The organism is Pseudomonas sp. LB1P83, from assembly GCF_054897885.1.
Window position 1 is genome coordinate 1,544,487 of the sequence record NZ_CM142709.1, and the last position, 23,891, is coordinate 1,568,377.

Consider the following 23,891-nt stretch of genomic DNA (forward strand, 5'->3'; position numbering starts at 1 on the left):
TTTATATAGAAGCATATGGAGTGGTACATGGCCGATACGCGGCGTTGGTTCTGGTTGGGTGGAGTGGTTCTGCTCTGCGTGTTTGTCTGGTTGTTGCATCCGATCCTGACGCCTTTTCTGGTCGCGTTGCTGCTGGCCTATCTGTTCGACCCGCTGGTGGATCGGCTGGAAAGGGCCGGCCTGTCACGCACCTGGGGCGTAGTGGCGGTGTTCGCGTTGTTTACCTTGATCTTCACGACATTGCTGCTGGTGTTGGTGCCGATGCTCGCCAAGCAGCTGTTCCGTTTGTATGAGCTGGCGCCGCAGATGCTCGACTGGCTGCAGCACACCGCACTGCCGTGGGCGCAATCGAAATTTGGACTGTCGGATAATTTCTGGAAGTTCGACAAGCTCAAGGCGGCCATCAGCGAGCACATGGGCCAGACCACCGACATTGTCGGCGTGGTGCTGAGTCAGGCGACGGCTTCCGGGCTGGCGTTGATTGGCTGGCTGGCGAACCTGGTGCTGATCCCGGTGGTGAGTTTCTACCTGTTGCGGGACTGGGACGTGATGATGGCCAAGGTCCGCAGCCTGCTGCCCCGTGAAAACGAAGAGCGCGTCGTAACCCTGGCCGGTGAATGCCATGAAGTGCTGGGTGCATTCGTGCGCGGGCAGTTGCTGGTGATGGTGGCGCTGGGGGTGATCTACTCGGCGGGCCTGATGTTGATAGGGCTGGAGTTAGGGTTGCTGATCGGCATGATTGCCGGTTTGGCGGCGATCGTGCCGTACATGGGCTTTGTGATCGGGATCGGCGCGGCGTTGGTTGCCGGCCTGTTCCAGTTTGGTGGCGATCTGTATCCCATGGTCGGCATCGTTGCGGTGTTCATGGTTGGCCAGGCGCTGGAAGGCATGGTGCTGACGCCCTTGCTGGTGGGCGATCGTATCGGTCTGCACCCGGTGGCGGTGATCTTCGCCATTCTGGCCGGCGGCGAGCTGTTCGGCTTTACCGGCATATTGCTGGCGTTGCCGGTGGCGGCGGTGATCATGGTGCTGGTGCGCCATGTGCATGATTTGTATAAAGATTCGGATATCTACAGTGGTGTCGACGAACCTGAGCTATAAGGGGCGTTGAAGCCTCACGGCGGGCGGCCTGGTTTCATGCCGGGTTGGCCCGTTTCCCCCGCGCTACTGTCACATGCGCCGCCAAAGAAACTGTCATAAAATCAGGGCGTCAACGCAAACCTTTGATTTTGCTTGTGGTCTGTCGCATTGTGCGACCCGCCTCACGGGTATAAACTTCGCAAACTTTACACAGAGGCCACTAACGGTTCCTTTGGAACTGTTCAGTCAGCATGAAACCGATTCAGCTGCCCCTAGGTGTGCGTCTGCGTGATGACGCTACCTTTATCAATTACTACCCAGGCGCGAACGCCGCTGCACTCGGCTATGTCGAGCGGCTATGCGAAGCCGACGCCGGCTGGACCGAAAGCCTGATTTATCTCTGGGGCAAGGACGGGGTAGGGCGTACGCATTTGTTGCAGGCCGCCTGCCTGCGCTTCGAGCAACTGGGGGAGCCTGCGGTGTATCTGCCGCTGGCCGAGCTGCTGGATCGCGGTATCTCCATTCTCGACAACCTCGAGCAATACGAACTGGTCTGCCTCGATGATTTGCAGGCGGTGGCCGGCCGGGCGGATTGGGAAGAGGCGCTGTTCCATCTGTTCAATCGTCTGCGCGACAGCGGTCGGCGTCTGCTGATTGCTGCATCGACCTCGCCGCGCGAACTGCCGGTGAAGCTGGCTGACTTGAAGTCGCGCCTGACCCTGGCGCTGATCTTCCAGATGCGTCCGCTCTCCGACGAAGACAAATTGCGCGCCTTGCAACTGCGTGCTTCCCGTCGCGGCCTGCACCTGACCGATGAAGTCGGGCACTTTATTTTGACTCGCGGTACCCGCAGCATGAGTGCGCTTTTCGAGCTGCTTGAGCGTCTCGATCAGGCCTCCCTTCAAGCTCAGCGCAAGCTGACAATTCCTTTCCTGAAAGAAACGCTGGGCTGGTAAAAAATTCCGATAAAACCCAAGCCTGGCTTGGGTTTTGGCATATTTCAGGCGTCAGAAAATCCGCTTTCCTACAAGTTGTAGGCTGCGCAGGCGTCTAAAATGGGCTTAAGCGCTTAGATGTAAACGCGAAACCAGGAAGTCACATTAAGTTCGATTGAATTTGCAAATGAGGATGATAGCGGGCATAGTCTCGGCTTCTTTACAACTATCAGCCACGGTCGTGCCCATGCTAAAGCGCTTCGCACCCCTCGTGCCTCTCGCACTCGTTACCCTGTTGTTCGGTTGCGCTGCTCACTCTCCAGTGACCCAGCAAGAGCAACAACAGCAGGTCAAGAATTCAGTTACCGCCCAGTCTACTTCCGTTCTTTTCCAGGAAGATCTTTACCAGGACGGCTTGGCCACCGATAAAGAACTGGCAAACTTCGCCGATGGCAAGTCTTACCAGCTTCCGGTTCTGGCCGACAGCATCCTCGAGCGTGGCATGTCCCTGATCGGTACCCGTTACCGTTTCGGCGGCACCTCCGAGGCCGGTTTCGATTGCAGCGGTTTCATCGGTTATCTGTTTCGTGAAGAAGCCGGCATGAACCTGCCGCGCTCCACCCGTGAAATGATCAACGTTGACGCGCCACTTGTTTCTCGCAGCGCGCTGAAGCCGGGTGACCTGCTGTTCTTCGCCACCAATGGTCGTCGCGGTCGTGTCAGTCATGCCGGGATCTACCTGGGTGACAACCAGTTCATCCACTCCAGCAGCCGCAAAAGCGGTGGTGTCCGGGTCGATAGCCTGGGCGACAGCTACTGGAGCAAGACCTTCATCGAAGCCAAGCGCGCACTCGCTATGGCCCCGACCGTGGTCACCGCCCGCAAGTAAAACTTCAGCTTGTCGCCACGTCAGTGGCGACAAAAAGCCTCTTCGCAAGGAAGTAGGCGGACAGTTTGTAAGGCGAACTTAAAGTCTTACTTGAAGTTTGGCCGATAGCCGCTAGAATCCAGATCTATTATTGATGGCAAACCGCCTGCGTCCTGCGCAGGCGGTTTTCTTTTCTGTCTTCCCGGCAGAAAAAGCCGCAGCCAGATCAGGATGTTCTGCTAATGACGATGTCGGCCCGCCTCACCATCATGCTCTTCGCAGCCCTGCTCAGCGCTTGCGCCAGTCGCACACCGCCTCCTGCGACGGTGGTTCGCGCCCCCATTGTTTTCGGTAACCCGCAACCCTTTTCCCCCGAGGCAGAAGACGTGCTGTTCCGCGCGCTTGGCCTGGTGGGCACGCCGTATCGTTGGGGTGGTAACACGCCGGATTCGGGCTTTGATTGCAGCGGCCTGATCGGTTACGTCTACCGTGATGTCACCGGTATTTCCCTGCCGCGTACCACCCGCGAAATGATCAGCATGCAAGCGGCCAGCGTCGGCAAGGAAGGCCTGCAAACCGGTGACTTGATCTTCTTCGCCACCAATGGCGGCTCCCAGGTCAGCCATGCCGGTATCTACGTCGGTGAAGGCCGCTTCGTCCATGCGCCAGCCACTGGGGGCACGGTGAAGCTCGACAGCTTGTCGAAGGCTTACTGGCAGAAGGCTTATCTGAGCGCCAAGCGTGTTCTGCAGCCAGAGCACCTGGCGCGTAATCCCTAGTTCGCAGAGGTCGTCATGACCGCCCGCACTCTTAATCTCGACGATTCCCTGTATCAATACCTGCTCGACGTTTCCCTGAGGGAAACGCCGCTGCTCAAGCGCTTGCGCGAAGAAACCCAGGCGCTGCCCATGGCTCGCTGGCAGGTGGCGCCGGAGCAGGGGCAGTTCCTCGCGTTATTGGTCAAACTCATCGGCGCAAAACGCTTGCTGGAAGTCGGCACGTTCACTGGTTACAGCGCCTTGTGCATGGCTGCTGCGTTGCCGCAGGACGGTTCGCTGATCTGCTGTGATATCCCCGGTGACTACAACGCGATCGCACGCCGTTACTGGCAGGAAGCAGGGCTTGCCGAGCGAATTGATCTGCGTCTGGCGCCTGCGCTGGTAACCCTCGCCACGCTGGATCAGCCTGGGCAGTTCGATCTGATCTTCATTGATGCCGACAAAGCCAATTACCCCGGCTATCTGGAACACGCACTGCGCCTGCTGCGCGTCGGCGGACTGGCGGTGTTCGACAACACGCTGTGGAGCGGGCGAGTGCTTGAGCACAATCCCGAAAGTGCAGACACCCGAGCCATCCAGGCGCTCAATCGCGCCTTGAAGGATGACTCGCGTGTGGATCTGTCGTTGTTGCCGTTAGGAGATGGTTTAACTCTGTGCCGCAAACGCTGATCCTGGTAGGAGCGAGGCTTGCCCGCGAAGGCTGTAGGTCAGGCAACATCACTGTTGGATGTGCCGACGCCTTCGCGGGCAAGCCTCGCTCCTACAAGGGCGGGTGCAGCTACTTCGCGGTCGACACCCGCCACACCTTGTTCCCCACATCATCGGCAACCAGCAAATCTCCCTGCTGATCAATCACCACGCCCACCGGCCGGCCCATGGCTTTCTCATCCTCATTGAGGAAACCCGTGAGCACATCAATCGGTTGCCCGGTCGGCTTGCCGCCCGCGAACGGGACGAAAATCACTTTGTAACCACTGTGCGGCTTGCGGTTCCACGAGCCGTGCTGGCCGATGAAGGCACCTTCCTTGAACTGCGCTGGAAGCGTGGTGCCCTCGGCAAACGACAGGCCCAGCGACGCGGTATGCGGGCCGACTGCGTAGTCCGGCGCAATGGCCTTGGCCACCAGGTCGGGGTTTTGCGGCTCGACGCGAATGTCGACGTGCTGGCCGTAGTAGCTGAAGGGCCAGCCGTAAAACCCGCCATCCTTCACTGAAGTGATGTAGTCCGGCACCAGATCGCTGCCTATTTCGTCCCGCTCATTGACCGCCGTCCACAGGGCGCCGGTCTGAGGTTCCCAGGCCAGGCCGTTTGGATTGCGAATGCCCGAGGCGAAGATCCGGTGATTGCCGGTGGCGCGATCCACTTCCCAGATCGCCGCACGACCTTCTTCCTGATCCAGACCGTTTTCGCCGACGTTACTGTTGGAGCCTACCGTGACGTACAGCTTGCTGCCGTCCTTGCTGGCGATGACGTTTTTGGTCCAGTGGTGATTCAGCGTGCCACCCGGCAGATCGACCACCTTGATCGGCGGCGACTTGATCGCCGTGTCGCCGTTTTCATAGTGAAAGCGCAGCAAACGGTCGGTGTCGGCGACGTACAGGTCATTGCCGACCAGGGTCATGCCGAACGGCGAGTTGAGATTTTCCAGGAACACCGTGCGGGTTTCGGCGACGCCGTCGTGATCCTTGTCGCGCAGCAGCGTGATGCGGTTTGGGCTGGGGACGCCAGCGCCGGCACGGCCCATGACTTTCTTCATGACCCAGCCGCGAATACCTTTGCCGTCATCGGGTTTGGGTGGTGCGTTGGTTTCCGCCACCAGCACGTCGCCGTTGGGCAGCACATAGAGCCAGCGCGGATGATCGAGGCCTTCGGCAAACGCCGCCACTTGAGTCCCTGCCGCGGCGACGGGTTTCTTACCTTCAGGCCAGCCGATCGCCGGGGCGATGTTCACCGTCGGGATCAGGGTTTTATTCGGTTCTGGCAGCTTGGGCGACGGGCCTGTGCCGTCCGAGACTTGCAGGCTGGAGGTTTCACCACAGGCGGCGAGCCCTCCGGCGAGCGCGATGATGAAAACGAGCTGGGGTTTGCGCATTACTGATCTTCCCTATGAATGCATTGACGTAATCATAGAGAAGAGTAGACGTTCGATGGTTCAACCCGTCAGCCGCGGGCTTCCTTGAGCAGGACAGCGATGCCGGGATGGTAGTTGCCGGCTTCATTGCGCAGCTTGCGGTAGGCGTACGGGAAATACCAGGCTACGGCGCAGCTGGGTTCCTTTTGCAGGTCGTCGAGCATGTCCTGGAGTTCTTCCGGTGTAGCACTCTGCTGAGCTTTTTGCGGCGCAACGAACAGGCAACCGATTTTCAGGTCGCTGGCATAGCTGATCCGCTTGGCCTCGCTGGTGATCTCCTGCAGTGCCTGAGTCAGGTTCAGGCTATTGACCCGCGGCCAGCGTTGAGTGGCTTGAAGGTAGGCGCGTTGTTCGGCGGTGGCTTCAGGAGTGGCGATAAGCAGGTCGGCGCGACCGTTGCGTTCACCTTCTTCGCTCTGCTTGCGCGTCGGCGCTTGTTGCAGCGTGACCATTTCCGCCATCCAGGCCGCGGCGGAGAGCAGGCCGAGATTGGCTTTTTCGTCGTACCAGTAAGGGGTATCGTTATCGCCGCGCACGACGTTGTAGCGGTCGATACAGTCAAACCAGCGTTCCAGCACCGGCCGCAGGAATTCCAGCTTCGGATTGCTGATGATCATGCCTTGCATGTTGCTTACCCTTGTAATTGTGATGTTGGGTTATGGCGCGTTGATATCACTGCTGACAGTGTGGTGCAAGTCGGGTGTCAGAAAATTAATCGGCGGCAGTATATCGCTCGCCCGCGCTTTGTCTTCAATTGACGCTCCACCCCCAACCCTCTAACCTTCGCGGCTTGTTTCAGGTGCTCTGTGGCGGTGGCCGACAGAGTGAAACAGGGAAGCCGGTGAGTGACTACCTTCAAGCGACGAAGTGTCATGATCCCGGCGCTGCCCCCGCAACGGTAAATGAGTGAAGACTGCGCCTTGAGCCACTGTGTCGACGACATGGGAAGGCGCGCAGTCGGGCGCAAGCCGCTCGTGAGCCCGGAGACCGGCCTGATTCATCCAACGGCATCACGGTGGGCGATGCCAGGCTTCTTGCCGTCTATTCTTGTGCCTGCCCGCCGTTATCCAGCCTCAACGGAGAGCTCCCCCATGACTGATTCCCCTGATCGTGACGAACGCCATCTGGCGCGCATGCAGCGCAAAAAAGCCGTGATCGACGAACGCATTGCCAACTCGCCGAATGAGTGCGGCCTGCTGCTGGTGCTGACCGGCAACGGCAAAGGCAAGAGCAGTTCGGCGTTCGGCATGCTTGCGCGGTCCATGGGCCACGGCATGCAGTGTGGTGTGGTGCAGTTCATCAAGGGGCGCAACAGCACTGGCGAAGAATTGTTCTTCCGCCGCTTCCCGGAGCAGGTGCGTTTTCATGTGATGGGCGAGGGCTTCACCTGGGAAACCCAGGACCGCCAGCGTGACATCGCCGCTGCCGAAGCTGCTTGGGAAGTGTCCCGCGAACTGCTGCGCGATCCATCGATCGGCCTGGTGGTGCTGGATGAGCTGAACATCGCCCTCAAGCACGGTTACCTCGACCTCGATCAAATACTCACTGATCTGCAGGCGCGTCCGCCAATGCAACACGTGGTGGTCACCGGTCGCGGCGCCAAGCCGGAGATGATCGAGCTGGCCGACACGGTCACCGAAATGGGTGTGATCAAGCACGCGTTCCAGGCCGGGATCAAAGCGCAAAAAGGCGTCGAGCTGTGAAGCAACCACGTCATTGCCCGGCGGTGCTGATTGCCGCGCCGGCCTCCGGTCAGGGCAAGACCACCGTCACCGCCGCGCTGGCCCGTTTGCATCGCAATCAGGGGCGCAAGGTTCGCGTGTTCAAGTGCGGCCCGGACTTTCTCGACCCGATGATTCTCGAGCGCGCCAGCGGTGCGCCGGTGTATCAACTGGACATGTGGATGGTCGGCGAGCAGGAAAGTCGCCGACTGTTGTGGGAAGCCGCCGGTGAAGCCGACCTGATCCTGATCGAAGGCGTCATGGGGCTGTTCGACGGCACGCCGTCCAGCGCTGACCTGGCGCGGCACTTCGGTGTGCCGGTGCTCGGTGTGATCGACGGCACGGCCATGGCGCAGACGTTCGGTGCGCTGGCGCTGGGGTTGGCGAAGTATCAGCCGGACTTGCCGTTTGCCGGTGTGTTGGCCAATCGTGTTGGCACGTTGCGTCATGCGCAATTGCTCGAAGGCAGCCTGACCGAAGGTTTGCGCTGGTACGGCGCGTTGTCGCGCGAGACCGGGATTGAACTGCCGAGTCGTCATCTCGGTCTGGTCCAGGCCAGCGAGTTGAACGATCTCGACCTGCGCCTCGATGCGGCGGCCGAATCGCTGGCCAGCAGTTGCGATGTGGCGCTGCCGCCCGCCGTGGAATTCGCCGCGCCTGAAATGATTGTCGCTGAGCCTTTGCTGGCCGGTGTGCGAATCGCCGTGGCCCGTGATGAAGCGTTTGCCTTCACCTACGGTGCGAGCCTGGATCTGCTGCGGGCGATGGGCGCCGAATTGCTGTTTTTCTCGCCGATCCGCGATGCTGATTTACCAGAGGCTGACAGCCTTTATCTACCAGGCGGTTATCCGGAATTGCACCATGTGGCGCTGTCACAGAACACCTCGATGCTGAATGCGATCCGCGCCCATCATGCCGCCGGCAAACCGTTGTTGGCCGAGTGTGGTGGGATGTTGTACCTGCTTGATTCGTTGACCGACGTCGAAGGCACTCGCGCTGAACTGGTGGGTTTGCTGGCCGGTGATGCGGTGATGCAGAAACGCCTGGCTGCGCTGGCGTTGCAAGCGGTTGAGTTGCCGGAAGGTTCGTTGCGCGGGCACACCTATCACCACTCGCTGACCAGCACCGAGCTTGAGCCGATTGCTCGTGGGTTGAGCCCGAATGGCGGGCGTGGGGCGGAGGCGGTTTATCGTGAGGGGCGGATGACGGCTTCTTATGTGCACTTTTATTTTCCGTCCAATCCATCGGCGGTTGCCGCATTGTTTGTGCCTGACCGTGAGACAGCCATCGCGAGCAGGCTCACTCCTACAGGGGACCGCGTTTCGTCAGGCAGAACTCCATCTGATGTGGGAGCGAGCCTGCTCGCTAAGAGGCCATGACTGACAACGCATTCAGCCAGGCCGAACGCGACGCAGTTTATCGAGCCATCGGCGAACGCCGCGACATGCGCCACTTCAGCGGCGGCACCGTCGAGCCCGAGTTATTACGGCGCCTGCTCGAAGCCGCCCATCAGGCCCCCAGCGTGGGCCTGATGCAACCCTGGCGTTTCATCCGCATCAGCGACCGCACACTGCGCGGCAAGATCCAGCAGTTGGTGGAAGAAGAACGCATCCGCACCGCCGAAGCCCTCGGCGAGCGCACCGACGAATTCATGAAGCTCAAGGTCGAAGGCATCAACGATTGCGCCGAGGTGCTGGTCGCCGCGCTGATGGACGATCGCGAGCGCCACATCTTCGGGCGTCGCACTTTGCCGGAAATGGACATGGCGTCGTTGTCCTGCGCGATCCAGAACCTTTGGCTGGCCTCCCGCGCCGAAGGTCTGGGCATGGGCTGGGTGTCGCTGTTCGAGCCGCAAGCGTTGGCGGATCTGCTGGGTTTGCCGCCCGGGGCCAAGCCATTGGCGGTTCTTTGCCTCGGCCCGGTCAAGGAATTCTATCCGGCGCCGATGCTGGTACTCGAAGGGTGGGCGCAGGCGCGTCCGCTCAGTGAGTTGCTGTATGAAAATTATTGGGGGGTGAGTCAATGAGTGTGGCGTTATTGAGTGTCGCCGCGGTGGCGCTGGACGCGCTGCTGGGTGAACCCAAACGCTGGCATCCGCTGGTGGCGTTCGGCCGTTTTGCCGACCGCATCGAGCAACGTTTCAATGGTGAGGGGCGTGGCTGGCGCAGTCACGGCGTCACCGCCTGGGTGATTGCAGTCGTGCCGCTGACCTTGCTGGCCACGGCGTTTTCCTGGGCGCCTTATGTCGGCTGGATCGTCGAGATTCTCGCGCTCTATTGCGCCCTCGGCATGCGCAGCCTCGGCGAACACGTCGAACCGGTGGCCAAGGCCCTGCGCAGCGATGATCTGGATGAGGCGCGCATCCGTGTCGGCTATCTGGTCAGCCGTCAGACCAGTGAACTGGATAAAACCGAAGTCGCTCGCGCCGCCACTGAATCAGTCCTGGAAAACGGCAGCGATGCGGTATTCGCTGCGTTGTTCTGGTTTGCCGTGGCCGGCGCGCCTGGCGTGGTGCTCTACCGTTTGAGCAACACCCTGGACGCGATGTGGGGTTATCGCAACGAACGCTTCGAACGTTTCGGTTGGGCAGCGGCGAAGATCGACGACGTCCTCAACTACATTCCTGCGCGCCTGGTGGCATTGACCTACGCGCTGCTGGGCAAAACCCGACTGGCGTTGAAATGCTGGCGCACCCAGGGCCCGACCTGGGACAGCCCGAACGCCGGGCCGGTGATGGCGGCCGGTGCCGGTGCGCTCGGCGTTGAGTTGGGCGGGGCGGCGATCTATCACGGTGAACTGCATCAGCGTCCACAACTGGGCGAAGGTGTGCCGGCGGATGCCGACTCCATCGACCGTGGCTGGCAATTGGTCCAGCGCGGGGTATGGTTATGGCTGCTGATTCTCTGCGTGGGAGCTGAATTCTATGCTTGAGCACGGTGGCCGCTTGCGCAAGGCGGCGCTCGAATACGGCATTGCCGAAGCCGATTGGCTGGACCTGTCCAGCGGCCTCGCGCCGTGGCCATTCCCGATCCCGGACATTCCGCTGCGGGCCTGGGCGCGTTTGCCGGAAACCGATGACGGTCTGGAGCAGGCAGCTTGCGACTATTACGGCGCTGCCCAGGTGCTGCCGGTCGCCGGTTCGCAAATGGCCATCCAGTTGCTGCCGCGTTTACGTCGTGCCGGCAAGGTCGGCGTGCTGTCGCCGTGTTACGCCGAACATGCTGAGGCATGGCGGCGCAATGGCTACATCGTGCGAGAGGTGCTGGAGCAGGAAGTCGACTTCTACATCGACAGCCTCGACGTGCTGGTGGTGGTCAACCCGAACAACCCGACGGGACTGAGCCTGACCCCGAGTCGTCTGCTCGACTGGCATGCCCGGTTGGCCTCGCGCGGTGGCTGGCTGGTGGTGGACGAAGCGTTCATAGACAACACGCCGCAGTTGAGCGTGGCGCCATTTGCCCATCAGGTCGGCTTGATCGTGTTGCGTTCCTTCGGCAAGTTTTTTGGCCTGGCCGGTGTGCGGCTGGGCTTTGTGCTGGCTGAGCGCAAACTGCTCAAATTGCTTGCCGAGCAGGTCGGGCCCTGGGCGGTCAGCGGGCCGACACGGGTGTTGGGCCAAGCCTGTTTGCTGGACACCGAAGGCCACGCAAGGCAACGAGTGCGCAGCGAAGAGGCCAGCGAACGCCTCGCGCTTTTGCTCGGGCAGTATGGTTTCCAGCCGCAGGGTGGCTGCGCGTTGTTTCAATGGCTGATCACCGAGCATGCCGAAGCGCTTCACGAGTTCATGGCACAACGTGGCATCTTGCTGCGGTTGTTCGCCCACAACAGCAGTGTGCGTTTCGGCTTGCCTGCGGATGAGGCGGACTGGCTGCGTCTTGAACAAGCACTTCAGGCCTTCGCCAAGGAATCCCAATGACCACGCTAATGGTGCAGGGCACCACGTCCGATGCCGGTAAAAGCACGCTGGTGACGGCGTTGTGTCGCTGGGTCACGCGTCAGGGCGTGCGCGTCGTGCCGTTCAAACCGCAGAACATGGCGCTTAACAGTGCCGTGACCGCCGACGGTGGCGAGATCGGCCGCGCCCAGGCGGTTCAGGCCCAGGCGGCCAACCTTGAGCCGCACACCGACATGAACCCGGTGCTGCTCAAACCCAACAGCGATACCGGTGCCCAAGTGATCATTCATGGTCGCGCGGTCACGACGATGAACGCGGTGGCCTATCACGACTACAAAGCCATCGCCATGCAAGCGGTGCTGGCCTCCCATGAACGATTGAGCGTGGCGTATCCGGTGGTGATGGTCGAAGGCGCGGGTTCGCCGGCCGAGATCAATCTGCGTGCCGGCGATATCGCCAACATGGGGTTTGCCGAAGCGGTGGATTGCCCGGTGGTGTTGATCGCCGACATCAACCGCGGCGGTGTATTCGCGCATCTGGTGGGCACGCTGGAACTGCTGTCGCCGACCGAACAGGCGCGGGTCAAAGGCTTCATCATCAACCGTTTTCGCGGCGACATCGCCTTGCTGCAACCGGGGCTGGACTGGCTGGAAGCGCGCACCGGCAAACCGGTGATCGGCGTTCTGCCGTATGTGATGGATCTGCACCTGGAAGCCGAGGACGGCATCGATCAGCGCCAGACCGACAAGGCTGAGCGCGTGCTGAAAGTGGTGGTGCCGGTACTGCCGCGCATCAGCAACCACACCGATTTCGATCCGCTGCGCCTGCATCCACAAGTGGACCTGCAATTCATCGGCCCTGGCCAGGCGATCCCGCCGGCCGACCTGATCATTCTCCCCGGCTCAAAAAGCGTGCGCAGCGACCTCGGGTATTTGCGCGCCAATGGCTGGGACACGGCGATCAGTCGTCATCTGCGCTACGGTGGAAAAGTGCTGGGGATTTGCGGCGGTCTGCAAATGCTCGGTGAGCAGGTGCATGACCCGCTGGGCCTCGAAGGCGAGCCGGGTTCCAGTGCCGGTCTGGGCTTGCTGGCGTTCGAAACGCAGCTCGAAGAAGAGAAGCAATTGCGCAATGTGCACGGTCGTCTGGCGCTGGAAGATGCCGAGGTCAGCGGCTACGAAATTCATGCCGGGGTGACCACCGGGCCAGCGCTGGAAAACGCTGCCGTGCAGCTGGACGATGGTCGCTGCGATGGCGCGCAAAGTGTTGACGGGCAGATTTTCGGCACCTACCTGCATGGCCTGTTTGAATCCCCGGCAGCGTGCAGTGCGCTGCTGCGCTGGGCGGGTTTGCAGGATGTGCAGGCAGTGGATTACCACGGGTTGCGCGAGCGGGATATCGAGCGGCTGGCGGATCTGGTGGAGAAGCATTTGGATACCGCGTTGTTGCGTGAACTCTGTGGCATTTGAGGTGGATGAGAGGACGCCTTCGCGGGCAAGCCTCGCTCCTACAAGGTCAAGAGCGACTCAGACCTGTAGGAGCGAGGCTTGCCCGCGAAGAGGCCAGTAGCTACACCGCACATTTATAGGATGTAACCATGCTCCAACTGATCCTCGGCGGCGCCCGCTCCGGCAAAAGTCGCCTCGCTGAAAAACTCGCGACAGATAGCCAGCTTCAGGTTACCTACATCGCCACCAGCCAACCGCTGGACGGTGAAATGAGCGAGCGCGTCGCCCATCACCGCGCTCGTCGTCCGGCCGAATGGGCGTTGATCGAAGAACCGATCGAGCTTGCTCGCGTATTGCGCGAAAGCGCCCGCGCCGACCGTTGCCTGCTGGTGGATTGCCTGACCCTGTGGATGACCAATCTGCTGATGCTCGACAACGCCGAACGCCTCAGCGCAGAACGCGAAGCCCTGCTGGACTGCCTGGCTTCATTGCCGGGTGAAATCATTTTTGTCAGCAACGAGACCGGAATGGGTGTCGTGCCACTGGGCGAATTGACTCGCCGCTATGTCGATGAAGCCGGTTGGCTGCATCAAGCCCTGGCCGAGCGCTGCCAACGTGTCGTCCTGACCGTCGCTGGCCTGCCCCTGACTTTGAAAGGAACCGCGTTATGACTCAATCCTGGTGGCTGACCCCGTGCAAGCCGATCGACGCTCAAGCCGTCGAACAGGCGCAGGCACGCCAGCAGCAGCTGACCAAACCGGCCGGTTCTCTCGGCCGACTTGAATCGGTGGCCGTGCAATTGGCGGGGCTGCAGGGGCAGGTCAAACCAAATCTCGATCAGCTGTGGATTGCCATTTTTGCCGGTGACCATGGTGTGGTTGCAGAAGGCGTCTCGGCGTTCCCTCAGGAAGTCACCGGGCAGATGCTGCATAACTTCGTCAGCGGTGGTGCGGCAATCAGCGTGCTGGCGCGCCAGCTCGGCGCTTCGCTGGAAGTGATCGACCTCGGCACAGTGACCCCGGCGTTGAACCTGCCGGGTGTGCGTCATCTCAACATCGGTGCGGGCACTGCCAATTTCGTCGAAGGCCCGGCCATGACGCAGGCCCAGGGCGAACTCGCCTTGCAGGCCGGTCGCGACAGCGTGTTGCGTGCGGTCGACGCAGGCGCGCAGTTGTTTATCGGTGGCGAGATGGGCATCGGCAACACCACGGCGGCCAGCGCACTGGCCTGTGCCTTGCTCGATTGCCCGGTGGTGCATCTGGCCGGACCGGGCACCGGTTTGAACGCGGCGGGTGTCAGCCATAAAGCGCTGGTCATCGAACGTGCCTTGGCATTGCACGGCGCTCAGCGCGGTGATGCGTTGCAAACCCTGTTCAACCTCGGGGGGTTTGAGATTGCGGCGTTGGTCGGTGCGTATCTGGCGTGCGCCCAGGAAGGCGTTGCGGTGCTGGTGGACGGCTTTATTTGCAGCGTCGCCGCGTTGGTGGCGGTGCGCTTGAACCCTGAATGCCGGGAATGGCTGTTGTTCGGTCATCGCGGTGCAGAGCCGGGCCATCGCCATGTGCTGGAAACCCTCAATGCCGAGCCGCTGCTGGACCTCGGCCTGCGTCTGGGCGAGGGCAGTGGCGCCGCGTTGGCCGTGCCGTTGCTGCGTCTGGCCTGCGATCTTCACGGGCAGATGGCAACCTTCGCCGAAGCGGCGGTGGCGGATCGTCCGGCATGACGTTGCGTCTGGATCTGCTGCGCCATGGTGAAACCGAGCTCGGTGGCGGTTTGCGCGGTAGCCTCGACGATGCACTGACCGCCAAGGGCTGGGAGCAGATGCGCGCGGCGGTGGTCGAGCAAGGCCCGTGGGATCGCTTGATCAGTTCGCCGCTGCAACGTTGTGCGCGGTTTGCCGATGAGCTGGGTGCGCAGTTGGGGTTACCCGTGCACCTCGACAAAGATCTGCAAGAACTGCACTTCGGTGCCTGGGAAGGGCAGAGTGCGGCGGCGCTGATGGAGACAGACGCCGAAGGGTTGGGCCTGTTCTGGGCCGATCCTTATTCCTTTACGCCGCCTGAGGGAGAACCGGTCGGGGATTTTTCGACGCGGGTGCTGGCGGCGGTGGAGCGCTTGCACGCAGCGTATGCAGGCGAACGGATCTTGCTGATCAGCCATGGTGGCGTCATGCGTTTGTTGCTGGCTCAGGCGCGGGGTTTGCCCCGTGAGCAGTTGCTGAATGTCGAAGTCGGCCATGGCTCGCTGTTTTCGTTGAGCGTTGAGTCAGGCGTCATTCTCAAGGAAGCGATCTGACCATGTTGCCCTTCTGGATCGCCCTGCAATTTCTCAGCAGCTTGCCGATTCGTCTGCCCGGCATGCCCGCACCTCAGGAACTGGGTCGGTCGCTGCTGTTTTATCCGCTGGTCGGACTGCTGTTCGGCGCACTTTTATGGGCACTGAACTGGCTGTTGCTCGGCACGCCGCTATTACTTCACGCCGCGTTGTTGCTGACTGTTTGGGTGTTGCTCAGCGGCGCGTTGCACCTGGACGGTCTGGCCGATAGCGCCGATGCCTGGCTCGGTGGATTCGGCGACCGCGACCGCACGCTGACCATCATGAAAGACCCGCGCAGCGGACCGATTGCGGTGGTGACGCTGGTGCTGGTGTTGCTGCTCAAATTCGCCGCGTTGCTGGCGTTGATCGAGCAGCAGCACAGCGTTGTGCTGATCATCGTTCCACTGATTGGCCGTGGCGCGCTGCTGGGATTGTTCCTGACCACACCGTATGTGCGTGCTGGCGGGTTGGGGCAGGCGTTGGCGGATCATTTGCCGCGTTCTGCAGGCAAGCAGGTGTTGGCGGTCAGTGCGTTGGCGTGTGTGCTGATCGCAGGCTTTAGCGGTGTCTGGGCGCTTGTGCTGGCGGGGGTGATGTTCGTTTGGTTGCGGCAGGTGATGCTGCGGCGATTGGGCGGGACGACTGGCGATACGGCCGGGGCGATGCTGGAATTGCTGGAGATGGCGGTGCTGGTAGGATTGGCGTTGGTCTGATGGTTTGTGGGCTGGATGTGCCGGCCTCATCGCGAGCAGGCTCGCTCCCACATTGATGGCGTCGTACATAAATTCAACTTCCACTGAAGATCCACTGTGGGAGCGAGCCTGCTCGCGATAGCGGTCTGCCAGACATTTCTATATCGCTGATTAAACCCATCTGTAACTTGATTTAACACACTCGCGGGTATATACACGCACCATGCTCGACTCTCAATGTTTATGCATCAACCTGCGTCGCGCCGCCCGTGGCGTCAGCAGGCATTACGACGGCGCTCTCGACGGCTTCGGGATCAACGTTGCCCAGTATTCTTTACTGTGCAATCTGCAGCGTCTGAATGAACCGAGTATTTCCACCCTGGCCGAAGCCATGGGCCTGGACCGCAGCACCCTGGGGCGCAATCTTCGGGTGCTGGAAGGTGAGGGCCTGGTCACGCTGGTCGAGGGCGAGGACATGCGTAATCGCATCGTCCGGTTGACCGAGGCGGGCGCCGATCGCCTGGCCGCGGCCTTGCCTGCGTGGGAAGCGGCGCAGCAGCGATTGGTCGACCGTCTGGGCGCCGAGAAGCGTGAAACCTTGTTGCGATTGCTGGACGAACTGGCGTGATGCCGGTTTTTCCGATCTTAAGCGGGTATATACCCGCTACCGGAGAATAAGAATGAACTCGATGTGGCGTACGTGCGGTTGGGTATTGGTGGGGAGTGCGCTGATCCTGGCATTGTCTTTGGGCGTGCGACACGGCTTCGGCCTGTTTCTGGCACCCATGAGTGCCGAGTTCGGTTGGGGCCGTGAGACGTTTGCGTTTGCCATTGCCTTGCAGAACCTGATCTGGGGCTTGGCGCAGCCATTCACCGGCGCGCTGGCTGACCGCTTTGGCGCGGCGAAAGTGGTGTTGGTCGGCGGTGTTCTGTACGCCTTGGGCCTGGTGTTCATGGGCTTGTCCGACTCGGCTGTGACGTTGTCCCTCAGTGCCGGTCTGTTGATCGGCTTAGGCCTCTCGGGCACGTCGTTCTCGGTGATCCTCGGCGTGGTCGGTCGCGCCGTGCCGCCGGAGAAACGCAGCATGGGCATGGGCATCGCCAGTGCCGCCGGTTCTTTCGGTCAGTTCGCCATGTTGCCCGGTACACTGGGGTTGATCGGCTGGCTGGGCTGGTCCGCGGCATTGCTGGTGCTGGGCCTGCTGGTGGCGCTTATCATCCCGCTGGTAAGCATGCTCAAGGACAAACCGCTGCCAGTCCTCGGCCATGAACAAACCCTCTCCGAAGCGCTGCACGAAGCCTGCTCCCATTCGGGGTTCTGGCTGTTGGCGTTCGGCTTTTTTGTCTGCGGTTTCCAGGTGGTGTTCATCGGCGTGCACTTGCCGGCGTATCTGGTGGATCAGCACCTTCCGGCCACGGTGGGCACCACGGTGCTGGCGCTGATCGGGCTGTTCAATATCTTCGGCACGTACACCGCAGGATGGCTTGGCGGTCGCATGTCCAAACCGCGTTTGCTCACCGGGTTGTACCTGCTGCGGGCGGTGGTGATTACGCTGTTCCTGTGGGCGCCGGTCACTACGACCACCGCGTACCTGTTCGGCATGGCCATGGGTTTCTTGTGGTTGTCGACCGTGCCGTTGACCAACGGCACGGTGGCGACCTTGTTCGGTGTGCGAAACCTGTCCATGCTCGGTGGGATTGTTTTCCTCTTCCACCAGCTCGGTTCGTTCCTCGGCGGCTGGTTGGGTGGGGTGGTGTATGACCGAACCGGGAGCTATGACTTGATCTGGCAAGTGGCGATTCTGTTGAGTCTGTTGGCCGCGGCCCTGAACTGGCCGGTGCGTGAGCAGCCGGTAGAGCGCCTGCAAACCCGGTTGAGTGCGATATGAACAGTCTCTGGCCGCGAATAGCAGTAGCCGCTGTCGGCGCCTTGCTGCTGGCGCTGGCCTGGTGGGGCTGGCATCAGGGCGGACTGGCGCTGATGCAGTTGGGCATGGGCGCTTGCTAGGAACAGGCGAGGGCGAGTAACTTCGTTTGTGACCATTGAACAAGGATGCACCGACATGCTGATGCGCTGGATTGCAGTCCCCGCGTTGCTGATGGCGTTTACCGGATTGGCACAGGCGGCCGAGTGCCCGGAACTGTTGCAGGGCTCGTTGCCCAAGCTGCGCGCCAAGGAATCCATCGACCTGTGCCAACGGTTTGAGGGTAAACCGCTGGTCGTAGTCAATACCGCAAGTTTCTGTGGCTTTGCCCCGCAGTTCAAAAGCCTTGAAGCGCTTAATCAGCGCTACAAGGATCAGGGGCTGGAGGTGATCGGCGTTCCGTCCAACGACTTCAAGCAAGAGTCTAAGGATGGCGAAGAGACTGCCAAGGTCTGCTACGTGAACTACGGCGTGACGTTCACCATGACTGAGCCGCAGAAAGTCCGCGGTGATGACGCGACTCACTTGTTCAAGATCATCGCCAAGCAGAGCACTGCACCGAAGTGGAATTTCTATAAATACGTGGTCGATCGCAAGGGCAAGGTGATTGCCAATTTCTCCAGCCTGACCAAGCCCGATGATCCCGAGTTCATCGCCGCGGTGGAAAAAGCCCTGGCCTCGCAACCCTGATTGACGCCCACTGAAAAGCCCCACCTCTGTACAAGAGCGCGGGGCTTTTTCAATTCAGGCGGCGAGTGATTCAGGCGCGCCGTGATTTAGAAGCGGTAGGTCGCACCGACACCGAAACCGTTCGCCGAGTTTTCATACTTGGCGCTGTAGGTCTGGCGGCCGTTGCTATTGTTGACCTTGACCGACTCTTCGACCAGGTACGAGTACGCAACGTCGATGGTCAGGTCGTCGGTCGGGCTCCAGCCAGCGCCCAGGCTGAAAATCTTGCGATCGCCAGTCGGGATGCGTGGGGAACGGTTTTCGTTATTGGTCGGAGCCTGATCCACGGAGAAACCGGTGCGCAGGATCCATTGCTTGTTCACCTTATACGAAGCACCAATGGCGTGGGCCCAGGTGTCGTGCCAGTTCTGCTCTTCGGTGATGGTACCAAACCGGCTGTTCAGAGCAGCAGGAACGCCACTGTTCTCAACGCTGATTTCTTTCAGGCGGCTCCAGCGAGTCCAGGTGCTGCCTGCGTAGAGAGTCCATTGGTCGTCCAACTGGTGAGTAACCGAGAAGTCGACCGACTCAGGCGTGGTGATGTCCAGCGACGCGTCGTACTTCTGGCTTGGGTTCTGACCCAGGGCGCTGAGGAGGTTGTAGTTGACCTTGGTATCGCCCTCAAGCTTGTACTTCACTTTCGAGTGGTAGGTCAGGCCGACGCGAGTGCTGTCGGTGGCTTGAACCAGGATACCGAAGTTGTAGCCCAGCGCGGTGTCATCACCCTTGATCTTGACGGTGCCGTCCGCAGCGAGCGGGTTCAGCGACAGGTTCGATTCCAGCTTGCCGTCAATACGGTTGATGGTCGGACCGAAACCGATGGAGACCTTGTCGTTGAAGGCGTAGCTGACAGTCGGTTGCAGGGTGACGATCTTGACTTCGCTCTTGCTGCCGAAGTAACGGCCGGCAAAGCCATTCTCGTAGTCGGTCACCAGGCCGAATGGAGCGTAGACGCCGAAACCGACTGCCCAATGGTCATCGATTGGCTTGACGTAGTAGCCCATCGGCACGCCCATGAAAGGGACCATGTCACCTTTGTTGGTCCCGCCATTCGGTCTGGAGCTGGCGTCACTGATGTCAGTGTGCGCGTCGATGAATGCAACACCGCCGGTCACTTGTTCGCGCTTCAGGCGAGACATGCCGGCAGGGTTGCCAGCAATGGTGGATGCGTCGTCGGCAGAGGAAGATCGCCCGGCAAAACCTGTTCCCATCCCGCTGATGCTTTGTTCGTTGAGGGCAAAGCCACTTGCGAAGATCTGGGTGGATGCCATGGCAACGGCGAGGCTAATGGTGGTTTTGAGCATTACTTTTTTCATTATTAGAACTCCTGGTGATCACCGGGGCGAAAATTACCAACATTTTCGTCCCAGCGCTATAGGCTGTATGGCTTGAGTTAGAGCGGTTTTGTAGGACAATCCGACCGAATTCGCGACCCGTTACAGGATCTTTGGAAACCGGTGGGTCAGCAGGCGACCTGATTCATGGGTGAAACACAGGTATGCCAGGCGTAGGTAAAGTCGCGCAGGCGTCCTTGAGGCTGAAAAGTCTGGCGCCAGATTCGGGCCATACCCAACAAGTCATCCGCGGCGGGGAGGGGAGTGTTCTGTTCTTCTACCAGCAGCCAGGCAATGGCAGTGGCGTAACGCAGGTTGACGGTCAATTCCAGGTGCGGCCCGCTGAGGAAGGCATGCTGGCTGGCGAGGCCGCGCACGAGGCTCGCGCGCTCCGGGTCCAATGCCAGGTAGTGATCCCAGAGAGCCTGATGGCGGGGTTCGGCGATTCGGTACAGGCCGTGTCCACGGCGGTCATGCAGGGCGGAGCCGAGGGCTGACTGGCTGGCGGCGATGCCCAGTAACAGGGCTTCGGCAGTCGCGCTATGGCGTCCGAGGTAAATCAATGTCGGACGGATCACATAACGGCACAGTTCGCTGGCAGCGATACCCATAAAGCCCTCGAAACATGAAGTGGGCGGCGAAACCTGAAGGGAGCGTTGGCAGCGGGTGAATCGAATCAGGCTCGCCGGAAGCGGCTCAAGCCGCTTGAGTTGAAGTGTAGTGTCATATTCGCGCTGTAAAGGTCTGTTTTTAAAATATTTCCGGCTTCGAGTTATAACCGTTATATCGGTTAGTGCTTAGGCGCATTCCGCGAAATGAGAAATATCGGGCAATAAAAAGCCCCGCTTTTCGAGCAGGGCTTTGAGGTTTTCAGCCTTTCTGGCGTATCAGGCAACCAGTGCCTGACGGGTACGCTCGATCACTGCCTGCAGCGGTTCTGCGCTGGAGTATTGATCGGGGTACAGGCGTTCGCTGTGACGAGCGATGCCGTGTTCGTTGACCAGGGTGAAGCTGAAGCAGCCTTTGCGAGCGGCCATGATCAGGCAATTCATTGGAGCAAAAGCGTTGGTTAGGGTGCGAATGGCATCCTGGGTGTGGATTTGAGTAGTCATTAAATGGGTGTTCCTACAAGCGACACGGATAAGAGCCGTGCAAAATTAAAACGTTCCAGTGACGACGACCACCATTGGTCGAACGAAGAACCCGACTGGAACAAAGCAGCCAGTTTGAAGCGCTGATAATTGGCGCGCTTGGGCTGGCAGGTAGGTACTTAGGAGGGCAGGCAACACATCAAGGGCAAAGGTTCTGGGCCCGGGGTGAAGATCCTGATCAATTTGCAGGCTGGTTCGGTCAGAGTAAGTGAGCTTCGCAACACCCTTTGCTTTCGATTCAAAGGCTGTGTTGGCGCAAGGTTTACCTGGAAACCATCGAGGTGGTCGATCCCGCTTGTTCGGTGGAGGCTTCCTTTGGGAAGGCTGACCGGGAGGATTTGTTCGACCAGAATTGACTTTCAGCTTGGTACTAACGCCGCGGATACTAACGGATCGAGTGAGCGAAGGGAAGCATAAAGGCGAAATAATTCCTAAGTCCCTCAATCTCGCTCCGCAATGGGGCAATTTCCGACCACTGGTCGTCGGTCCGGCACAAGCCTGGGGCAAGGGTTTGCCAGGGTTATCCCCAGAAACGCCCTACAAAACGCTCCGAAAAAGCGCATCGATATAACTGCCACGAAGGTACTTGTGCACATAAGTTGCGCAGACTGTAACCGGACTGTCATCCGCGCCCCGACCGCAGTGGGTGCCTGTATTGGAAATTTAAGTCAATGAAAAACATCGCTTTTTTTTACTGGTGAAAAAATCGTCAGTTTGACTGCGAGCCCCATTCCACAGGGCTTTGCGCGAGTTCAAGGGCGGTTGTCCACTGAGTTATCCACAGCTTCTGTGGATTGTCCCGAGCGCTTGCTCTAGGACGGGCGTGCCGGGTTTTTTTAGGCTTTACCTGTAAGAAAAAAAGAGTAGAGTGGCGCGCCTTCCGATCTGCCCCACAGTGCTTTATGAAGTTTCGCTCCGTATCAGTTTCTGCCACCTCCACACCCCCCAGTGTTACCCCTCCCAAGCGCTTTTCGATGCGCGTGGCGGAGTGGTTGCTGGACAGCCCGCGCCTGAGTGAAAACACCAACGTCAAACACTTCGCCGGACATTTGCTCAAGCAGCCTGCCCGCGAAGGTGTGGTGGCCGCGCAAAGTCGTCTCGGCCAGCTGATGTGCCGCGAATGCGGCAACGCCCGGGATCGCCGCATTGGTCAGGACCTGTTGCGCCAGGCCGCGCGAGCAGGCGATCGGCGCGCCCAACAGGAACTGGGCCTGATCGAAGACTGAGCTGTCCAAGTTCTGACGCCTTGGTTAACCTTCAAGCTTTATCTCATCGGCAGGAGTCGCTATGGCTATGGACTTGACCAGCATTTTGCTGGGTCTGGCGGGCGCTGCACTGCCATTGCTGGTACTGGCCTGGCAAATCCAGCGCCGTGCGAGCGCAGGGCAAGCCGAGCTGGCCATGCTGGAAGAGCGTCTGGCCATGTCGCAACTGGCGCAGGACGGCTTGAACGCCCAGCTCGAAACCTGCCGCGATGAAATCGGTGATCTGGGCCAGGCCAACGCCGCCAAGCAGGCAGACATGGCGGCCATGCGCCGTGAAATTGAACTGCTGCAAATCGAGCGTGACGACGCCCGCGACGCGTCTCACGCCTGGAACATCGAACGTGCCGGCAAAGAAGCCGAGCTGCGGCGCCTCGACGCCCAGGCGGCCTCGCTCAACGCCGAACTGCGCGAGCAGCAGGACAGCCATCAGCAGCGCCTCAACGACCTGCAAGGCTCGCGAGACGAGCTGCGAGCACAGTTCGCCGAACTGGCGGGCAAGATCTTCGACGAGCGTGAACAGCGTTTCGCCGAAACCAGCCAGCAGCGTCTGGGCCAACTGCTCGATCCTTTGAAGGAACGCATCCAGTCTTTCGAAAAACGCGTCGAGGAAAGCTATCAAGCCGAAGCCCGCGAACGGTTTTCCCTGGCCAAAGAGTTGGAGCGTTTGCAGCAGCTGAACCTGCGCCTGAGCGACGAAGCCACCAACCTCACCCGTGCGTTGAAAGGGCAGAAAACCCAGGGCAACTGGGGCGAGCTGATTCTTGAGCGCGTGCTTGAACACGCCGGGCTGGAGAAGGGCCGCGAATACCAGACCCAGGTCACCCTCAAGGGCCCGGACGGTGAGCGTTTCCAGCCGGACGTGATCATTTATCTACCGGGCGACAAGCAGGTGGTGGTCGATTCCAAAGTCAGTCTCACGGCCTATCAGCAGTACGTGGCGGCCGAAGACGATGCCATCGGCCAAGTCGCCATCAAGCAGCACGTGCTGTCGCTGCGTAATCACGTCAAAGGCCTGTCGGGCAAGGATTACAAGCGACTCGACGGCTTGCACAGCCTGGATTTCGTCTTGCTCTTCGTGCCGATCGAAGCGGCGTTTTCCGCTGCCTTGCAGGCGGAGCCGACACTGTTTCAAGAGGCGTTTGATCGCAACATCGTCATCGTCAGCCCGACCACGCTGCTGGCGACTCTGCGAGTCATCGACAGCCTGTGGAAGCAAGAACGCCAGAGCCAGAACGCCCGGGAAATCGCCGAGCGCGCCGGATGGCTGTACGACAAGTTCGTGTTGTTCATCCAGGATCTGGACGAAGTCGGCAATCGCTTGCAGCAACTGGACAAGGCCTACAGCTCAGCGCGCAACAAGCTGACAGAAGGGCGCGGCAACCTGGTCAGTCGCAGTGAGCAGTTGAAGTTGCTGGGTGCACGGGCCAGCAAGAGCTTGCCGGCCGATCTGTTGGAGCGGGCGATGACCGATGTCGATGGATTGGCCGAGTTGCCTGAATAGCCAAAAAGCTAAAAGCATCGTCGGAACGCCGCCCGGGGCAGGCTCACTCCCACAGGGTTTTTGTGTTGTTCACTCTATTTGTGCAACGACACCGCTCTACTGTGGGAGTGAGCCTGCTCGC

At 60.3% G+C, this 23,891-nt stretch carries 26 protein-coding genes and 1 riboswitch; of the genes, 21 read left to right on the plus strand and 5 right to left on the minus strand.

What is annotated here, in order from left to right; all coding sequences use genetic code 11:
• The first annotated feature begins 27 nt into the window (after positions 1-27).
• From ACYZTY_RS07045 to ACYZTY_RS07065, 5 genes are all read left to right on the plus strand, one after another.
• Positions 28-1,101, plus strand: coding sequence for an AI-2E family transporter (locus ACYZTY_RS07045; RefSeq protein ID WP_461957861.1), 1,074 nt, complete (start codon positions 28-30; stop codon positions 1,099-1,101).
• A 230-nt stretch (positions 1,102-1,331) separates the two neighbouring features.
• Positions 1,332-2,036 carry a DnaA regulatory inactivator Hda gene (gene hda, locus ACYZTY_RS07050; protein WP_010456804.1) on the plus strand — a complete coding sequence of 235 codons (705 nt, stop codon included), beginning with the start codon at positions 1,332-1,334 and terminating at the stop codon, positions 2,034-2,036.
• Positions 2,037-2,262: 226 nt separating this feature from the next.
• Positions 2,263-2,904 (plus strand): C40 family peptidase, encoded by a 642-nt coding sequence (locus ACYZTY_RS07055; protein ID WP_461957862.1) that lies wholly within the window; start codon positions 2,263-2,265, stop codon positions 2,902-2,904.
• 221 nt (positions 2,905-3,125) lie between these two features.
• Positions 3,126-3,662, plus strand: a complete 537-nt coding sequence (locus tag ACYZTY_RS07060) for a C40 family peptidase (RefSeq protein ID WP_461957863.1) — start codon at positions 3,126-3,128, stop codon at positions 3,660-3,662.
• Between the two features lie 15 nt (positions 3,663-3,677).
• Positions 3,678-4,331: an O-methyltransferase gene (locus ACYZTY_RS07065; protein ID WP_461957864.1), complete on the plus strand. Its 654-nt coding sequence runs from the start codon at positions 3,678-3,680 to the stop codon at positions 4,329-4,331.
• A 109-nt stretch (positions 4,332-4,440) separates the two neighbouring features.
• On the opposite strand, the gene ACYZTY_RS07070 is transcribed toward ACYZTY_RS07065, so the two are convergent.
• Positions 4,441-5,754: a PQQ-dependent sugar dehydrogenase gene (locus tag ACYZTY_RS07070; RefSeq protein WP_461957865.1), complete on the minus strand. Its 1,314-nt coding sequence runs from the start codon at positions 5,752-5,754 to the stop codon at positions 4,441-4,443.
• Between the two features lie 68 nt (positions 5,755-5,822).
• Entirely contained in the window at positions 5,823-6,419 is a 597-nt protein-coding gene (locus tag ACYZTY_RS07075; RefSeq protein WP_461957866.1) for a hypothetical protein, read from the minus strand.
• A gap of 154 nt (positions 6,420-6,573) precedes the next feature.
• Positions 6,574-6,803: riboswitch (cobalamin riboswitch) on the plus strand.
• 81 nt (positions 6,804-6,884) lie between these two features.
• Between ACYZTY_RS07075 and cobO the strand changes: the two genes are divergently transcribed.
• The 14 genes from cobO to ACYZTY_RS07145 all read left to right on the plus strand — a co-directional run bounded on the left by cobO (position 6,885) and on the right by ACYZTY_RS07145 (position 18,480).
• Entirely contained in the window at positions 6,885-7,496 is a 612-nt protein-coding gene (gene cobO / locus ACYZTY_RS07080; RefSeq protein WP_461957867.1) for a cob(I)yrinic acid a,c-diamide adenosyltransferase, read from the plus strand.
• A complete protein-coding gene (locus ACYZTY_RS07085) occupies positions 7,493-8,893 on the plus strand; it encodes a cobyrinate a,c-diamide synthase (RefSeq protein ID WP_461957868.1) in 1,401 nt (466 codons plus the stop codon). The genes cobO and ACYZTY_RS07085 overlap by 4 nt, the downstream gene beginning before the upstream one ends.
• Positions 8,890-9,540, plus strand: a complete 651-nt coding sequence (bluB, locus tag ACYZTY_RS07090; protein WP_461957869.1) for a 5,6-dimethylbenzimidazole synthase — start codon at positions 8,890-8,892, stop codon at positions 9,538-9,540. Before ACYZTY_RS07085 ends, bluB begins: the two co-directional genes overlap by 4 nt.
• Positions 9,537-10,445 carry an adenosylcobinamide-phosphate synthase CbiB gene (gene cbiB, locus ACYZTY_RS07095; RefSeq protein WP_461957870.1) on the plus strand — a complete coding sequence of 303 codons (909 nt, stop codon included), beginning with the start codon at positions 9,537-9,539 and terminating at the stop codon, positions 10,443-10,445. The genes bluB and cbiB overlap by 4 nt, the downstream gene beginning before the upstream one ends.
• On the plus strand, positions 10,438-11,430 hold the full coding sequence (gene cobD, locus ACYZTY_RS07100) for a threonine-phosphate decarboxylase CobD (protein WP_461957871.1): 993 nt from the start codon (positions 10,438-10,440) through the stop codon (positions 11,428-11,430). Before cbiB ends, cobD begins: the two co-directional genes overlap by 8 nt.
• Entirely contained in the window at positions 11,427-12,878 is a 1,452-nt protein-coding gene (locus tag ACYZTY_RS07105) for a cobyric acid synthase (protein ID WP_461957872.1), read from the plus strand. The genes cobD and ACYZTY_RS07105 overlap by 4 nt, the downstream gene beginning before the upstream one ends.
• A gap of 128 nt (positions 12,879-13,006) precedes the next feature.
• Complete coding sequence (gene cobU / locus ACYZTY_RS07110; RefSeq protein WP_461957873.1) at positions 13,007-13,528, plus strand: bifunctional adenosylcobinamide kinase/adenosylcobinamide-phosphate guanylyltransferase; 522 nt, start codon at positions 13,007-13,009, stop codon at positions 13,526-13,528.
• Positions 13,525-14,580 carry a nicotinate-nucleotide--dimethylbenzimidazole phosphoribosyltransferase gene (cobT, locus tag ACYZTY_RS07115; protein WP_461957874.1) on the plus strand — a complete coding sequence of 352 codons (1,056 nt, stop codon included), beginning with the start codon at positions 13,525-13,527 and terminating at the stop codon, positions 14,578-14,580. Before cobU ends, cobT begins: the two co-directional genes overlap by 4 nt.
• On the plus strand, positions 14,577-15,152 hold the full coding sequence (gene cobC / locus ACYZTY_RS07120) for an alpha-ribazole phosphatase family protein (protein ID WP_461957875.1): 576 nt from the start codon (positions 14,577-14,579) through the stop codon (positions 15,150-15,152). The genes cobT and cobC overlap by 4 nt, the downstream gene beginning before the upstream one ends.
• Positions 15,153-15,154: 2 nt before the next feature.
• Positions 15,155-15,886: an adenosylcobinamide-GDP ribazoletransferase gene (locus ACYZTY_RS07125; protein WP_461957876.1), complete on the plus strand. Its 732-nt coding sequence runs from the start codon at positions 15,155-15,157 to the stop codon at positions 15,884-15,886.
• Positions 15,887-16,088: 202 nt separating this feature from the next.
• Positions 16,089-16,493: a MarR family winged helix-turn-helix transcriptional regulator gene (locus tag ACYZTY_RS07130; RefSeq protein WP_131062190.1), complete on the plus strand. Its 405-nt coding sequence runs from the start codon at positions 16,089-16,091 to the stop codon at positions 16,491-16,493.
• 52 nt (positions 16,494-16,545) lie between these two features.
• Positions 16,546-17,754 (plus strand): MFS transporter, encoded by a 1,209-nt coding sequence (locus tag ACYZTY_RS07135; protein ID WP_461957877.1) that lies wholly within the window; start codon positions 16,546-16,548, stop codon positions 17,752-17,754.
• Positions 17,751-17,873 (plus strand): hypothetical protein, encoded by a 123-nt coding sequence (locus ACYZTY_RS07140; RefSeq protein ID WP_256597486.1) that lies wholly within the window; start codon positions 17,751-17,753, stop codon positions 17,871-17,873. Before ACYZTY_RS07135 ends, ACYZTY_RS07140 begins: the two co-directional genes overlap by 4 nt.
• A 55-nt stretch (positions 17,874-17,928) precedes the next feature.
• Positions 17,929-18,480, plus strand: a complete 552-nt coding sequence (locus ACYZTY_RS07145; RefSeq protein WP_461957878.1) for a glutathione peroxidase — start codon at positions 17,929-17,931, stop codon at positions 18,478-18,480.
• A gap of 86 nt (positions 18,481-18,566) precedes the next feature.
• Here the strand turns inward: ACYZTY_RS07145 and ACYZTY_RS07150 are convergent, their stop codons facing one another.
• The 3 genes from ACYZTY_RS07150 to ACYZTY_RS07160 all read right to left on the minus strand — a co-directional run bounded on the left by ACYZTY_RS07150 (position 18,567) and on the right by ACYZTY_RS07160 (position 20,965).
• Positions 18,567-19,835: an OmpP1/FadL family transporter gene (locus tag ACYZTY_RS07150; RefSeq protein ID WP_461957879.1), complete on the minus strand. Its 1,269-nt coding sequence runs from the start codon at positions 19,833-19,835 to the stop codon at positions 18,567-18,569.
• Positions 19,836-19,981: 146 nt separating this feature from the next.
• Complete coding sequence (locus ACYZTY_RS07155; RefSeq protein WP_461957880.1) at positions 19,982-20,464, minus strand: hypothetical protein; 483 nt, start codon at positions 20,462-20,464, stop codon at positions 19,982-19,984.
• A gap of 276 nt (positions 20,465-20,740) precedes the next feature.
• Positions 20,741-20,965 carry a hypothetical protein gene (locus ACYZTY_RS07160; RefSeq protein ID WP_008031832.1) on the minus strand — a complete coding sequence of 75 codons (225 nt, stop codon included), beginning with the start codon at positions 20,963-20,965 and terminating at the stop codon, positions 20,741-20,743.
• 941 nt (positions 20,966-21,906) lie between these two features.
• Between ACYZTY_RS07160 and ACYZTY_RS07165 the strand changes: the two genes are divergently transcribed.
• Positions 21,907-22,230: a sel1 repeat family protein gene (locus ACYZTY_RS07165; protein WP_461957881.1), complete on the plus strand. Its 324-nt coding sequence runs from the start codon at positions 21,907-21,909 to the stop codon at positions 22,228-22,230.
• 175 nt (positions 22,231-22,405) lie between these two features.
• Entirely contained in the window at positions 22,406-23,770 is a 1,365-nt protein-coding gene (locus ACYZTY_RS07170) for a DNA recombination protein RmuC (protein ID WP_461959264.1), read from the plus strand.
• The last annotated feature ends 121 nt before the right edge of the window (positions 23,771-23,891 follow it).

What these genes read in the sequence shown, in the direction of transcription:
- ACYZTY_RS07065 (WP_461957864.1), top strand. Translation starts at nt 3,678, where the DNA reads ATGACCGCCCGCACTCTTAATCTCGACGATTCCCTGTATCAATACCTG.
- ACYZTY_RS07075 (WP_461957866.1), bottom strand. Translation starts at nt 6,419, where the DNA reads ATGCAAGGCATGATCATCAGCAATCCGAAGCTGGAATTCCTGCGGCCG.
- cobD (WP_461957871.1), top strand. Translation starts at nt 10,438, where the DNA reads ATGCTTGAGCACGGTGGCCGCTTGCGCAAGGCGGCGCTCGAATACGGC.
- ACYZTY_RS07145 (WP_461957878.1), top strand. Translation starts at nt 17,929, where the DNA reads ATGCTGATGCGCTGGATTGCAGTCCCCGCGTTGCTGATGGCGTTTACC.
- ACYZTY_RS07150 (WP_461957879.1), bottom strand. Translation starts at nt 19,835, where the DNA reads ATGAAAAAAGTAATGCTCAAAACCACCATTAGCCTCGCCGTTGCCATG.
- cobT (WP_461957874.1), top strand. Translation starts at nt 13,525, where the DNA reads ATGACTCAATCCTGGTGGCTGACCCCGTGCAAGCCGATCGACGCTCAA.
- ACYZTY_RS07135 (WP_461957877.1), top strand. Translation starts at nt 16,546, where the DNA reads ATGAACTCGATGTGGCGTACGTGCGGTTGGGTATTGGTGGGGAGTGCG.
- ACYZTY_RS07055 (WP_461957862.1), top strand. Translation starts at nt 2,263, where the DNA reads ATGCTAAAGCGCTTCGCACCCCTCGTGCCTCTCGCACTCGTTACCCTG.
- ACYZTY_RS07105 (WP_461957872.1), top strand. Translation starts at nt 11,427, where the DNA reads ATGACCACGCTAATGGTGCAGGGCACCACGTCCGATGCCGGTAAAAGC.
- cobU (WP_461957873.1), top strand. Translation starts at nt 13,007, where the DNA reads ATGCTCCAACTGATCCTCGGCGGCGCCCGCTCCGGCAAAAGTCGCCTC.
- hda (WP_010456804.1), top strand. Translation starts at nt 1,332, where the DNA reads ATGAAACCGATTCAGCTGCCCCTAGGTGTGCGTCTGCGTGATGACGCT.
- ACYZTY_RS07165 (WP_461957881.1), top strand. Translation starts at nt 21,907, where the DNA reads ATGAAGTTTCGCTCCGTATCAGTTTCTGCCACCTCCACACCCCCCAGT.
- ACYZTY_RS07170 (WP_461959264.1), top strand. Translation starts at nt 22,406, where the DNA reads ATGCTGGAAGAGCGTCTGGCCATGTCGCAACTGGCGCAGGACGGCTTG.
- ACYZTY_RS07125 (WP_461957876.1), top strand. Translation starts at nt 15,155, where the DNA reads ATGTTGCCCTTCTGGATCGCCCTGCAATTTCTCAGCAGCTTGCCGATT.
- bluB (WP_461957869.1), top strand. Translation starts at nt 8,890, where the DNA reads ATGACTGACAACGCATTCAGCCAGGCCGAACGCGACGCAGTTTATCGA.
- ACYZTY_RS07155 (WP_461957880.1), bottom strand. Translation starts at nt 20,464, where the DNA reads ATGGGTATCGCTGCCAGCGAACTGTGCCGTTATGTGATCCGTCCGACA.
- cbiB (WP_461957870.1), top strand. Translation starts at nt 9,537, where the DNA reads ATGAGTGTGGCGTTATTGAGTGTCGCCGCGGTGGCGCTGGACGCGCTG.
- ACYZTY_RS07060 (WP_461957863.1), top strand. Translation starts at nt 3,126, where the DNA reads ATGACGATGTCGGCCCGCCTCACCATCATGCTCTTCGCAGCCCTGCTC.
- ACYZTY_RS07160 (WP_008031832.1), bottom strand. Translation starts at nt 20,965, where the DNA reads ATGACTACTCAAATCCACACCCAGGATGCCATTCGCACCCTAACCAAC.
- ACYZTY_RS07130 (WP_131062190.1), top strand. Translation starts at nt 16,089, where the DNA reads ATGCTCGACTCTCAATGTTTATGCATCAACCTGCGTCGCGCCGCCCGT.
- ACYZTY_RS07045 (WP_461957861.1), top strand. Translation starts at nt 28, where the DNA reads ATGGCCGATACGCGGCGTTGGTTCTGGTTGGGTGGAGTGGTTCTGCTC.
- cobC (WP_461957875.1), top strand. Translation starts at nt 14,577, where the DNA reads ATGACGTTGCGTCTGGATCTGCTGCGCCATGGTGAAACCGAGCTCGGT.
- ACYZTY_RS07140 (WP_256597486.1), top strand. Translation starts at nt 17,751, where the DNA reads ATGAACAGTCTCTGGCCGCGAATAGCAGTAGCCGCTGTCGGCGCCTTG.
- cobO (WP_461957867.1), top strand. Translation starts at nt 6,885, where the DNA reads ATGACTGATTCCCCTGATCGTGACGAACGCCATCTGGCGCGCATGCAG.
- ACYZTY_RS07070 (WP_461957865.1), bottom strand. Translation starts at nt 5,754, where the DNA reads ATGCGCAAACCCCAGCTCGTTTTCATCATCGCGCTCGCCGGAGGGCTC.